Below are 12292 nucleotides of genomic sequence, written 5' to 3' on the forward strand. Positions count from 1 at the left end.
TAAAATATTTAAGTGCAATTAAATCAGAAAGAGTCAAGGCAACTCTTTTTTTTTGGTTAAATTTATGCCATCATGATAGAAACCATTAAAAAATTGGAAATCAAAGAACTTACCACCCTGACAGAAATGATGGCTCAACTAGAGACCATTAAGTATCTTTATCCAAAAATGTCATTAGAGCAATACGAAGCTTTATTACAAGAAATGCTTCCCCACAATTACAAACAGGTTGCTGTATTCGAGGATGGCGAGTGTGTAGGGATTACCGGCTATTGGTTTGGTACCAAATTATGGTGCGGGAAATTCATAGAGATTGATAATTTTGTCGTGCATCCGGACCATCGCTCGAAAGGAATCGGAAAACACATCTCCGATTACATCAACTCAAAAGCCGAAGAGTTAGGCTGTGTCAGCATTGTTTTGGATGCCTATACCAACAATTTTCCGGCCCACCGTTTTTATTATAATCAGGGATTTGGACCAAAAGGATTTCATTTTGTCAAAATCTTAAACGCAGACGGATTAAACTAATTATACCATGAAAAAACTAGCATTAATACTGTTGTTCACCTCAGTCTTTGTTTCATGCCATTCCCAAAAGGAAGCTGCAAAAGCCATGAAGGCCACCATTGGCGAAACCTATTTCCAAAATTGGGTTGCCGGTGTACGAGGCGGCGGCTCGGGAACGAACTTTTATATCCAGTGCAAAAAACCAGTTCCCAAACAGATTATCCTGAAAGCGCTGTACTTCCGAGACAAAAAATCACCCATCCATAAAGATTCAGAGACGGAATATAGCGCGGGATTTACAGGCGACGCTAATAAAGAAAAAGCATCTGACCTCAATCCAACTCCAATCAAAGGCCAAAAAGTCACCCCGCCATATCCAATTACCGACAATGAGGCTATAATCGAATATTCCTTTAAAGGAAAGAAAGCATACTACAAATTAAGCACAATAAAAGAACAAGAATTAAAAGCATATCCATCGGCAAGACCTAGGAATTAGTTATTTTTGTTGACGAAAATCAGAATTTCAAGCCATCTATTTTGAGTTTATATAAAAATCTTTTCAAACAAACCGCCATTTACGGAATCGCCACGGTGCTGCCGCGCATGTTCACTTTTTTACTGGTACCGTTGTACACGGATTTGCTCCCTAAAGCGGAGTACGGAAAGGTGTCCATTATTTTCGCCTGGATGATTTTCTTTAATGTCATCTTAGCATACGGAATGGAAACCGCTTTTTTCAGATTTTACAATCGCGAATCGGACAAAAAAAAGGTCGTCGAAACCACCACAGTCTCAATTTTTTGGACCTCCATGTTTTTTTTGTTTGGCGCCATACTGTTCCAAAGTACATTAGCCGAAAAATCCGGAATTGACGTTCAGTACATTCAATATACGATATGGATTTTAGTGCTCGATGCGCTGGTAATCGTTCCGTTTTCCAAATTGCGCGCCTATCAGAAACCAATGGTGTATGCCGCCATAAAAATCGGAAACGTACTGGTCAACCTTTCGTTGAGTGTCTTCTTTTTATTGTTCCTTCCTAAAATAGCCCAGTCGCAGCCTGACAGTTTTTTAGGGTCACTGTATGTAGAAAATTTCCAGATCGGTTATATTTTCGTCGCCAATATTATTGCCAGTCTCGCCACATTTGTAGTGCTGTCACCCAATTATTTTCACCTGAACTGGCATTTTGAATGGGCTCTCTGGAAACGGATGATGCGGTATGGACTGCCTATTATGGTCGCCGGAATTGCCTTTGCTATCAACGAGCAGTTCGATAAAATCCTGTTAGGGAAACTCCTTCCGGCCGATATTGCCGAAGCCGAAGTCGGCGTGTATTCTGCCTGTTACAAACTGGGACTGTTTATGGTTTTATACCGAACGGCCTATACTTTGGGTATCGAACCGTTCTTTTTCAGCCATTCGTCCAACGAAAATGCACAGCAGACTTACGCGACGATTACCAAATATTTTGTGATTTTCGGTTCGTTCATCTTGCTGTCGGTCATCGTTTTTGCCGATGTACTAAAATATTTCATGATTCGTGACCCCTCCTATTGGGAAGCGATGAAAGTGGTTCCGTTGATTATATTGGCGAACTTTTTCCTCGGCATCTACACCAATTTGTCGGTCTGGTACAAACTAATTGACAAAACGTATATTGGTGCTTATATTTCGATTGTCGGTGCAGTCATTACTTTGGCACTGAACTATCTTCTGATTCCAACGATGAGCTACTATGGTTCGGCGATTGCCACCATTGCCGCTTACGGAAGCATGATGCTGATTTCGTATTACTTCGGAAACAAATACTATCCCATTCCGTACGATATCAAAAAATTGGCAGGTTACCTTTCCTTATCGATCGGGTTCTCCGCACTGTCGTTCTACGGTTTCCGCGAAAATTATTTTGTCGGCATTACACTTTTGCTCGCATTCATGTATTTCATATATTACAACGAAAAAGAAACCTTAAACCGGATTATAAAACGAAAGAATTAGCATTTTGAATTTTTAGAAGCTATTCCCGCTGTCCGCTGTATCCACGCAAAAAAGCGTGGGATGCCGCTTCCATCGGGGCTAAAAAAACAAGAATCGCATTAAACTGATACTATGACAATTAAAATCATCAACAAATCGCAACATGCGCTCCCAAACTACGAAACCATTGCTTCAGCAGGAATGGACTTAAGGGCCAACATCACCGAATCCATAACGCTGAACCCATTGGAAAGAGCCATCGTTAAAACCGGTCTTTTTATTGAACTTCCAATCGGATATGAAGCGCAGGTCCGTCCCCGCAGCGGACTGGCAGCCAAAAAAGGCGTTACCGTTCTCAATTCCCCGGGAACCGTCGATGCTGATTACCGTGGTGAAATTGGGGTAATTTTAGTAAATTTATCCAATGAGGTTTTCGTTATCGAAAATGGCGAACGCATCGCCCAACTGATTATCGCCAAACACGAAAGAGCCGATTGGGAAGAAGTCATCGAACTGACAGAAACCTCAAGAGGGGAAGGCGGTTTCGGAAGCACCGGGGTAAAATAAATAGATTTAATAAATTAAAGATTTAAATGATGGAAAGATTTCACATTCTAATTTTTCAATCATTTAATTTTTCAATCTTTTAATAAAAAACAACATGAAAATAATAGTTCCTATGGCAGGACGTGGATCCCGTCTTCGTCCACACACACTTACGATCCCAAAACCATTGATCCCAATTGCCGGAAAACCGATTGTACACCGGTTGGTAGAAGACATTGCCGGGGTAATCAATCAGGAGATAGAAGAAATTGCGTTTATCATCCACAAAGATTTTGGTAAACAGGTCGAGGAAGATTTGGTAGCCATTGCCCAAAAATTAGGCGCTCGCGGCACCATTTATTATCAAAATGAAGCTTTGGGAACGGCACACGCTATTTTGTGCGCCAAAGAAAGCATGCAGGGGCCTTTGGTGGTTGCTTATGCCGATACGCTTTTTAGAGCCGACTTCTCCTTGGATACTTCAGCGGACAGTGTGATTTGGGTAAAGCAAGTCGAAGACCCTAGTGCATTTGGCGTGGTACAACTGAATGAAAACAACCAGATTGTGGATTTTGTTGAAAAACCGGCCCAATTCGTTTCTGATTTGGCCATCATCGGAATCTATTATTTCAAATCAGGTGAAACATTACGCTCCGAATTACAATATTTACTCGATAATGATGTTGTAAAAGGAGGAGAATACCAATTGACCGATGCATTGGAGAATATGAAACAAAAGGGCATGAAATTTGTTCCGGGTAAAGTCGATGAATGGATGGATTGTGGAAATAAGAACGTAACCGTGGAAACCAATTCCCGTTTACTGAATTTCCTTCACCAGGATGGGATTCATTTGGTGGATTCAGATGTAAAATCCGAAAACTCAACGATTATCCCGCCATGTTACATTGGGGAAGATGTCGTATTAATCAACGCCACTGTAGGGCCGAATGTATCTCTTGGAAAAGGATGCCATGTGCAGAACAGTACCATTAAGAATAGTTTGGTGCAAAACCATTCCAATATAAAAAATGCCAATCTGGACAACGCAATGATCGGAAATCATGCCAGTTTTGACGGTAATTTTTCCAGTATCAGCATTGGTGATTATTCTGTTTTAGAATAACTGATAAGTTTTAAATGATGAGAAAAAAGGTTTTAGTATTAATTTTCTTCGGACTATTTTCCACTTCGGGAACGCTTATGGCGCAGACCGAGCCGGAAGATATTGCTATGGTCAACGATGAATTCGAGAACGCGTTCTACGAATCCTTGTTGCAGAAAGGCATTGAAAATTATGATAAAGCGATTATCTCATTAGAGAAATGCCTGAAGCTGCAACCCAACAATGCCACTATTTATTCAGAATTAGGAAGGAATTACCTGGCTCAGAAAGATTACAAAAGAGCCTATGAATCTTTTGAAAAAGCAACTATAATTGACCCTAAGAATAAATGGTTTTGGGTCGGAATGTATGATGTGTGTTATGAAACCCGGGATTTCAATCAGGCGATTGTCATTGTAAAAAAACTGGTGGAATTCAAAAAGGAATACAAGGAGGAACTGGTTTCCCTTTATATGAATACGCAACAGTTCGATATGGCTTTGGATCTGATCAATGAACTTAACGACAAAGTAGGAAAACTGGAGCTGAGAGACAATTATAAGGCACAAATTTTGCGCGACCCGAAATACCAAAGTGCCGAAAGAAATAATCTGATTGAACAAATCAAGAAAAACCCTAAGATAGAGGCCAATTATACAGCATTGATTTATCTCTATAACGAAAACAACCAAAAGGAAAAAGCGCAGGAAGTAGCCAAAAAACTCGAAGCAGAAATACCTTCTTCCGATTTTGCGCAGGTCAACTTGTTTAAGATGCATGTCGAGAACAATGATGCTGTAAATGTGATTAAATCAATGAATCTCGTTTTGGCCAGTCCGAAAATCGATACTAAAATTAAACATCGGATATTGAATGAATTCCTGCTTTTTGTTAACGACAAACCCCAATATGATGGTGATTTGGAAAAAGCCATTTCCTACTTTGATAATGACAAGGAAGTGCCGGTGGCCAAAGAAATCGGGAAGTTTTATCACACCAAAAAGCAGTGGGACAGGGCTATTCACAACTACGAAATACATCTAAGAAAAAATCCTGAAGATATTGAAGCGATACTTCTGTTATTTGAAGCCTACATGGAAAAAGGACAATTCGATGCAATGGCAAGAAAATCGGAGGAAATGATGCAGCTTTATCCAACACAGCCACAGTTTTATTATTATAATGGATTGGCAAACAATCAACTGAAAAGTTATAAAAAAGCGAAAGACGCGCTTGAGACAGGAATGGATTTTTTAGTGGATGATATCGCGCTGGAAATTAATTTCAATATTCAGTTAGGAGAAACTTACAATGGTTTGGGCGATATGAAAAAAAAAGAACAGTATTTTTCTAAGGCTGAAAAATTATTAAAACAGAAAAAATAATGAGAAAATATATAGGATTAGTATTCGTTTTGATGTTTTGCTTCGCCAGTTCGCTGCTCGTGTCATGTAAATCCACGAAAACAGGTTTATCGGAAGGAAATGCCAAAACCGTACTTTCAGCTGATAAAATTATAGCAAATCATTACAGCAACAAAAAGGAATTTTCGACTGTATACATCAAAGCAAGCGCAAACTACAGAGACGACAAACAGTCACAGAACGTTACGGCGGAAATCAAAATCAAAAAAGACGAGAAAATTTTGGTCAGCATCCGTTTTTTAGGAATTACCATGGCCAAGGCATTGATTACTCCAAACGAAGTGCGGTACTATGAAAAAATCAATGGTAATTATTTTGAGGGTGATTATGCCACTTTAAGCCAATGGCTCGGAACAGACTTGGACTTTCAGAAAGTACAGAACATGCTGATCGGACAGGCTTTAGATGATCTGAAAAGAGGGAAGTACAAAACCACTATTGAGGATAAGTTATACAAACTGGAAAATACTTCGGATTCAAATACTGTCAAGGCATTCTATTTTGAGGCGGAGCATTTTCTGATAAAAAAACAGGAAATCAGCCAACCCTCCAAAGAACGAATGCTAGAAGTTTCTTATCCTAGCCACAAAGAATATAATGAGGCCGTATTGCCCTTGAGTATCATTATTGAAGCAGTTCAAAAGAAAGGGAAAACCAACATCAGTATCAATTACAATCAGGTTTCTTTCAATGAAGAACTTTCTTTCCCTTATAGCGTACCGGATGGCTACGAAAGAGTTAATATTGATTAGATTTGCACAAATATATTTTTAGTATGCCAAAATTTATCTTAAGCCTGTTTTTCATCTTCATGACTACACAAATGTGGAGCCAGGAAGACCAACAGCAAAAACTGGAACAACGAAAAGCCCAAATTCAGGAGGAGATCCGTGAAAATGAAAGGCTGTTGCAGGATGCCAAGAAAAAGGAAAAATCGGTAACAAAACTGATCGATATCCAGAAGAATAAAATAAAGCTGAAAGAACGGTTAATTAATACTACCGAAAAACAAACCAGGCTGCTGAGCAATGACATGTATATTAATCAGATGCAAATCAACAGGTTGAAACGAGAATTGGTCATTTTAAAAGAAGATTATGCAGAGATGATTGTCAAGTCATATAAAAGCAGATCGGAACAGAGCCGGGCAATGTTTTTATTATCCTCGGAAAATTTCCTTCAGGCGTATAAAAGAGCGCAGTATATGAAACAATATACAAGCTACAGAAAAATGCAGGGGGAGGAAATAAAAAGCAAATCAGATCAACTGACGGTTTACAATGGTAAATTGAGTGTTCAAAAATCTGCCAAGCAAAAACTGATTAAAGAAAATGAAAAAGAGCGAATTGCACTGCAGAAAGAAAAACAGGAACAGGAAATCCTGGTCAACTCAATCAAGAAAGACAAGAAGAAGTACATTGCTGAAATAAAGAAAAAAGAAAAAGAAAAGAAGTCAATCGAGAAGGAAATCAAACGATTGATACGGGAGGCCATTGCGGAAGCGAACCGAAAAGCCGCATTGATTAACGCAAAAGCCAATCCGAAAGCGGCAACTGCAGCAACTATAAAAGCAACTGAATCATCTGATAAAATTGTTTTAACCGCAGAAGGTAAAATTATCGCAGACAATTTCAAAGCCAACCGGGGCCGATTACCATGGCCGGTTGAAAGAGGGGTTGTGTCCTTAGGATATGGCGACCAGCCGCACCCGGTTTATAAGACATTAACGGTGCATAACAGCGGTGTGGAGATTACCACAGAACCAGGCTCCAATGCTAGAGCGGTTTTTAGTGGTGAAGTAACTCGTGTTATGGTCTTTTCACCTCTAAACAAAGCGGTAATGATTCAACATGGGGATTATTTCACGGTGTACCAGAACCTGAGTTCCGTGTATGTAAGTAAAGGCGATAAAGTATCGATAAAACAAGCGATTGGAAAAGTAAGAACCAATAGCGATACCGGTAAAACGATAATCAAATTTACGATTTCACAAAACACAACGTATAATAACCCGGAGTCATGGTTGTCTAACATGTAAAAAATAAAAATAAAAAAGGGAACCCATTTGGTTCCCTTTTTTTATGATATAAATAAAGCTTTTAATTCGGTTGCTTCTTCTGGTTTCATTTTTCCGGCCAATACTAAGCTCAATTGTTTTCGTCTCAAAGCGGCGTCGAACCGTTCTTTTTCCAAATCCGTTTCAGGAATAATAGGCGCCACTTCTACAGGTCGCCCGGTATCATCAACCGCTACGAACGTATAAATTGCTTCATTGGCCTTATTTCGCGTACCGGATTCCCGGTCTTCCACCCAAACATCGATAAAGATTTCCATTGAGCTTTTGAAGCTTCTGGAAACCTTCGCCTCTACAGTTACCACACTTCCCAAAGGAATTGCCCTGTTGAAAGCAACGTGGTTTACAGATGCTGTAACGGTGATGCGACGGGAATGTCTTCTTGCAGCTATACTGGCGGCCCGGTCCATACGCGCTAATAATTCACCACCAAAAAGATTGTTCAATGGATTCGTTTCACTTGGCAAAACTAAATCTGTTAATATGGTCAATGACTCGGAAGGATGTTTCGGCTGCATAGTATTTTTTTTACAAAGATAATTACAGTTCATAAAAAATCCCGAAGATATCGGGATAATTTTTATAGTTCTTCGATAAGCAGCCAAGCGTCAGGGTTATCTGATTTCTGAATTTCGTGCATCGCTGTTTGTGCCATAGCGTAACTCGGATAACTGCCGTAAAGCACCGGAAACAAACCATTTCTGTTTGGTGCAATTCGTTTGGCTTTGAATCCTTTTTTATTTAATTCCTCCAATGTTTTTTCTGCATTTTCCTCCTGTCTGAAAGCGCCCGCAACCACATGGTACGGCATTTTCTCTTCTTTAACCGTTAACGTTACCGAAGGCAGTGGATTGGCAATAAAAAAAGTAGCTTCCTGAATTTTGTTCTGTACCTGTTTCTGAACATCAGTTTGCACCAGCAAAGTATCCGTCTCGATTTTATCTTGATATAATTTAAACCCCACACTTCCTGTAACGGCAACCGCAAGCACAAGGATGGCGGCATATTTCAGATACGGGTTTCTTTTTCTTTTTTCTAAAGTAATCAGGATTGGTTCTTCTTTGGTGATTTCTACCTCCTGTAGGGAGACTTCTCTTTTGACAGCCGGGGAAACAAAGGAACTCAGTCCAAAAGCAGCCTTTAAATAATTAGGCTGTTCGTATGGAGTGAAAACAAGACTTCCTTCTGTATTGAGTGAAAGTTCGCCGATATTTTTCAGCGCAATTTTCCCATTATTTTGTAAGGAATTTTTCCACGCAGTTACTTCATTTTCAATAGAAAGGACCGCATTTTCATACGTGGTTTTTTCGGCTGTAGCTATATGATTGGCCAGCAAGCCGTCGTTATTTTTTAAATACGAATTGAAAGAAATCGACTTCTTTGGCGGATAGAACGCATTTGACTTTTCATGCCATTGTGCTGATTGTATATCGGTCAGGAAAGCACCAAAACCAGGAACTGTCACACATTGATATCGGTATAAAAGCTGTGAAATGTATTGTTCTGTCTTCATGGAAACAAAGTTATACAATCAGAATAGTTATCAAAATTTTATTCACAATTTTTATTAACAATCTCCGTAAAAATTTATAATTTTCAATTTCAAATATACGCCATGAACCAAACAGATTTATTTTATTTATTAGCCTTACAAAAAGTAGAAGGTGTAGGAGATATTGTCGCCAAAAAACTGATCTCCCATTGCGGAGATGCCGAATCCATTTTCAAAACAAAATCTTCCCAACTGATGGCCATAGATGGTATCGGATCGGTCCTGATTAGAAATTTAAAGGACAAAACGGTTTTCGAAAAAGCGGAAGCTGAACTCCAATTCATCAGACAGAACAACATCAAATCTATTTTCTTCCAGGACGAAGATTATCCGGAACGGTTGAAGCATTGCATTGACAGTCCGATATTGTTGTTTTCATCTGGTAACATCAATCTCAAAAAGAGAAAGACGATCAGTATTGTCGGAACCCGCCAAATAACTTCGTATGGAACCGAATTTTGTAGAAAATTAATTGCCGATCTGGCGCCTCTGGACCCGGTCATTGTCAGCGGGTTTGCTTATGGGGTTGATATTGTTGCCCATCAGGCTGCGTTGGAGCACAATTTGCAGACTGTTGGCGTACTGGCGCACGGACTGAACCAGATTTATCCCGCGGTGCACAAAAAGTATGTTGCCAAAATGGAAGATAACGGTGGTTTCCTCACCGAGTTTTGGAGTTCATCCAATCCGGATAAGGAAAATTTCGTACGTCGCAACCGCATTGTCGCCGGAATGTGCGAAGCGACCATTGTAATCGAATCTGCCGATAAAGGAGGCTCATTGATTACCGCCAATATGGCCAACGATTATAATCGGGATGTTTTTGCCGTTCCCGGAAGGACCAGCGATAAGTTCAGTCAGGGCTGCAATAATCTGATCAAGACCCAAAGAGCGAATCTGCTTACCAGTGCCGCCGATTTAATATATGTGTTAAATTGGGATTTAGAAAAAGAATCTAAACCGATACAAAAACAGTTGTTTGTGTTTTTGGATAACGAGGAACAGAAAATTTATGATCATCTTCAGAAAAATGGCAAAGAATTGATGGACATCATTGCTTTGGAATGTGATTTCCCTATTTTTAAAATATCTTCGTTATTACTGAATATGGAACTGAAAGGAGTCATCAGGCCTTTACCCGGAAAATTGTTTGAAGCCATTTAAAAAAATCCCCTGTCATTTTATTTGGCAGGGGATTTTCTATTTAGTAATTAAATCCTAACTTTTCGCGTACGCGGGATAAAACTCCATTGGCAATTTTTCCGGCTTTTTCAGCACCGATTTTTAAAAGGGTATCCACTTCGGCGAGATTGTTCATGTAATAGTTGTATTTTTCTCTTTCGGTTTTAAATTTTACTGTAATGAGTTCGAACAATTCTTGCTTGGCATGACCATATCCATAATCGGCATTTGCATTGGCATACTTCACGATCATCGACTGAATCTGGTCGGAATTTGCCATTAATTTGTAAATCGCAAAAATATTGCAGGTTTCTGTATTCTTAGGCGCCTCGAGGGGTGTACTATCACTTTCAATGTTCATGATCTGTTTGCGCAGGGCTTTATCATCCAAAAAGATATTGATGATATTGTTGGCTGATTTGCTCATTTTACCACCATCGGTTCCGGGTACATATTTAGTGTCTTCCTGAATAGAAGGTTCGGGTAATACAAACGTTTCTCCCATCTGAAAGTTAAAACGCGCGGCCACATCCCTTGTGATTTCAATATGTTGCAATTGGTCTTTCCCCACAGGGACAAATTCTGCATCATACAAAAGAATATCCGCTGCCATCAACATCGGATAGGAAAACAATCCGGCATTGACATCATCCAAACGGTCGGATTTGTCCTTAAAAGAATGCGCCAAAGTCAATCTCTGGAAAGGGAAAAAACAGCTCAGATACCAAGACAATTCGGCCGTTTGAGGCACATCTGACTGGCGGTAAAAAACAACTTTATTGACGTCCAAACCACACGCCAACCAGGCAGCCGCAGTACTGTACGTGTTTTGACGCAACGAAGCGCCGTCCTTAATTTGTGTAATCGAATGTAAATCGGCTATAAAAAGGAAGGATTCGTTTTCGGGTTTATTGGAAAGCTCTATAGCGGGCAAAATGGCGCCCAATAAATTACCCAGATGAGGAGTTCCTGTACTTTGTATCCCAGTAAGTATTTTTGACATTTTATTATTCTTTGCGGCAAAGTTAATCGTTTGCATTAAAAATCACATACGTTTCCGTATTTTTGACCATATGAAGATATTAAAAATTATTTTTTGGGTCCTTTGGCGGATTTGGTTCTACATTTTACTGGGAGCGCCAATTGTGATCATGTTTCCCTTTTTGTTTATTTCTATCTTAAAAGAGAAATGGTATCCTTATTTTTTCGTGATGGCAAGGATATGGGCCAAAACCATTCTTTTCGGAATGGGATTCTACTATCGGGTCGAGAAGATGCAGGAATTGGACCCAAAGCGGAGTTATATGTTTGTATCGAACCATACTTCCATGACTGATATCATGCTGATGTTGGCGGTAATCCAAAATCCTTTTGTATTTGTCGGAAAAAAAGAATTGGTTAAAATTCCATTATTTGGGTTTTTCTATAAACGCACGTGTATTTTGGTGGACCGCAATAATTCGAAAAGTAAAGCACAAGTGTTTGACCGGGCCCAAAAAAGATTAGATCAGGGGCTGAGCATCTGTATTTTTCCAGAGGGTGGCGTTCCGGAAATTGAATCTACATTGCTGGATGAGTTTAAGGACGGAGCATTCCGGTTGGCTATCGAACACCATATTCCAATTGTTCCGATTTCCTTTGCAGATAATAAAGAACGTTTTTCGTATACTTTTTTCAGTGGAAGCCCGGGCATCATGCGGGTAAAGGTTCATCCTTTAGTGGAAACAAAGGACTACACGCTGGATCATAGAAAAGAATTAAAATCCGAAGTTAGAAGTATAATTAAACACCAACTTTTAGAATTTAAAGCAAAAAAAAAGAGCACTTAACCAGAGTGCTCTTTCTGTTATCACTAAAAAGCAATAACAACTGCTTAACTTAACTAAAACGAAAAAAGATTAAGGTTTAAACCAAAA

At 39.5% G+C, this 12292-nt stretch carries 13 protein-coding genes; 10 read left to right on the forward strand and 3 right to left on the reverse strand.

Annotation, left to right across the window (positions count from 1 at the left end):
• Positions 1-72: 72 nt before the first annotated feature.
• From FNW07_RS02075 to FNW07_RS02110, 8 genes are all read left to right on the forward strand, one after another.
• Positions 73-531 (forward strand): GNAT family N-acetyltransferase, encoded by a 459-nt coding sequence (locus FNW07_RS02075; RefSeq protein WP_126742368.1) that lies wholly within the window; start codon positions 73-75, stop codon positions 529-531.
• Positions 532-538: 7 nt separating this feature from the next.
• Positions 539-1009 carry a hypothetical protein gene (locus FNW07_RS02080; RefSeq protein ID WP_126742369.1) on the forward strand — a complete coding sequence of 157 codons (471 nt, stop codon included), beginning with the start codon at positions 539-541 and terminating at the stop codon, positions 1007-1009.
• Between the two features lie 41 nt (positions 1010-1050).
• Positions 1051-2514 (forward strand): lipopolysaccharide biosynthesis protein, encoded by a 1464-nt coding sequence (locus tag FNW07_RS02085; protein ID WP_126742370.1) that lies wholly within the window; start codon positions 1051-1053, stop codon positions 2512-2514.
• A gap of 111 nt (positions 2515-2625) precedes the next feature.
• A complete protein-coding gene (gene dut, locus FNW07_RS02090) occupies positions 2626-3060 on the forward strand; it encodes a dUTP diphosphatase (protein ID WP_126742371.1) in 435 nt (144 codons plus the stop codon).
• Positions 3061-3154: 94 nt separating this feature from the next.
• Positions 3155-4165, forward strand: a complete 1011-nt coding sequence (locus FNW07_RS02095) for a sugar phosphate nucleotidyltransferase (RefSeq protein ID WP_126742372.1) — start codon at positions 3155-3157, stop codon at positions 4163-4165.
• A gap of 14 nt (positions 4166-4179) precedes the next feature.
• Positions 4180-5529 (forward strand): tetratricopeptide repeat protein, encoded by a 1350-nt coding sequence (locus FNW07_RS02100; RefSeq protein ID WP_370511478.1) that lies wholly within the window; start codon positions 4180-4182, stop codon positions 5527-5529.
• On the forward strand, positions 5529-6320 hold the full coding sequence (locus FNW07_RS02105) for a DUF4292 domain-containing protein (RefSeq protein WP_126742373.1): 792 nt from the start codon (positions 5529-5531) through the stop codon (positions 6318-6320). Before FNW07_RS02100 ends, FNW07_RS02105 begins: the two co-directional genes overlap by 1 nt.
• A 23-nt stretch (positions 6321-6343) precedes the next feature.
• Positions 6344-7606: a murein hydrolase activator EnvC gene (locus tag FNW07_RS02110; RefSeq protein WP_126742374.1), complete on the forward strand. Its 1263-nt coding sequence runs from the start codon at positions 6344-6346 to the stop codon at positions 7604-7606.
• A gap of 41 nt (positions 7607-7647) precedes the next feature.
• Here FNW07_RS02110 and FNW07_RS02115 read toward each other — a convergent pair whose 3' ends face one another.
• A complete protein-coding gene (locus FNW07_RS02115) occupies positions 7648-8160 on the reverse strand; it encodes an acyl-CoA thioesterase (protein ID WP_126742375.1) in 513 nt (170 codons plus the stop codon).
• A 62-nt stretch (positions 8161-8222) separates the two neighbouring features.
• Positions 8223-9155, reverse strand: a complete 933-nt coding sequence (locus FNW07_RS02120; RefSeq protein WP_126742376.1) for an SPOR domain-containing protein — start codon at positions 9153-9155, stop codon at positions 8223-8225.
• A gap of 102 nt (positions 9156-9257) precedes the next feature.
• Between FNW07_RS02120 and dprA the strand changes: the two genes are divergently transcribed.
• Positions 9258-10358, forward strand: coding sequence for a DNA-processing protein DprA (gene dprA, locus FNW07_RS02125; protein WP_126742377.1), 1101 nt, complete (start codon positions 9258-9260; stop codon positions 10356-10358).
• Positions 10359-10398: 40 nt separating this feature from the next.
• On the opposite strand, the gene trpS is transcribed toward dprA, so the two are convergent.
• The gene (gene trpS, locus FNW07_RS02130; RefSeq protein WP_126742378.1) at positions 10399-11379 is read right to left on the reverse strand and encodes a tryptophan--tRNA ligase; all 981 of its coding nucleotides are present in this window, start codon (positions 11377-11379) and stop codon (positions 10399-10401) included.
• Positions 11380-11449: 70 nt separating this feature from the next.
• Between trpS and FNW07_RS02135 the strand changes: the two genes are divergently transcribed.
• Positions 11450-12205: a 1-acyl-sn-glycerol-3-phosphate acyltransferase gene (locus FNW07_RS02135; protein ID WP_126742379.1), complete on the forward strand. Its 756-nt coding sequence runs from the start codon at positions 11450-11452 to the stop codon at positions 12203-12205.
• Positions 12206-12292 lie beyond the last annotated feature (87 nt).

Source organism: Flavobacterium sp. GT3R68, from assembly GCF_007109225.1.
In the GTDB taxonomy this organism is placed as follows: Bacteria; Bacteroidota; Bacteroidia; order Flavobacteriales; family Flavobacteriaceae; genus Flavobacterium.

Coding starts and splice junctions, on each gene's coding strand:
- FNW07_RS02075 (WP_126742368.1), top strand. CDS start 73: ATGATAGAAACCATTAAAAAATTGGAAATCAAAGAACTTACCACCCTG.
- FNW07_RS02080 (WP_126742369.1), top strand. CDS start 539: ATGAAAAAACTAGCATTAATACTGTTGTTCACCTCAGTCTTTGTTTCA.
- dut (WP_126742371.1), top strand. CDS start 2,626: ATGACAATTAAAATCATCAACAAATCGCAACATGCGCTCCCAAACTAC.
- FNW07_RS02095 (WP_126742372.1), top strand. CDS start 3,155: ATGAAAATAATAGTTCCTATGGCAGGACGTGGATCCCGTCTTCGTCCA.
- FNW07_RS02100 (WP_370511478.1), top strand. CDS start 4,180: ATGATGAGAAAAAAGGTTTTAGTATTAATTTTCTTCGGACTATTTTCC.
- FNW07_RS02105 (WP_126742373.1), top strand. CDS start 5,529: ATGAGAAAATATATAGGATTAGTATTCGTTTTGATGTTTTGCTTCGCC.
- FNW07_RS02110 (WP_126742374.1), top strand. CDS start 6,344: ATGCCAAAATTTATCTTAAGCCTGTTTTTCATCTTCATGACTACACAA.
- FNW07_RS02115 (WP_126742375.1), bottom strand. CDS start 8,160: ATGCAGCCGAAACATCCTTCCGAGTCATTGACCATATTAACAGATTTA.
- FNW07_RS02120 (WP_126742376.1), bottom strand. CDS start 9,155: ATGAAGACAGAACAATACATTTCACAGCTTTTATACCGATATCAATGT.
- dprA (WP_126742377.1), top strand. CDS start 9,258: ATGAACCAAACAGATTTATTTTATTTATTAGCCTTACAAAAAGTAGAA.
- trpS (WP_126742378.1), bottom strand. CDS start 11,379: ATGTCAAAAATACTTACTGGGATACAAAGTACAGGAACTCCTCATCTG.
- FNW07_RS02135 (WP_126742379.1), top strand. CDS start 11,450: ATGAAGATATTAAAAATTATTTTTTGGGTCCTTTGGCGGATTTGGTTC.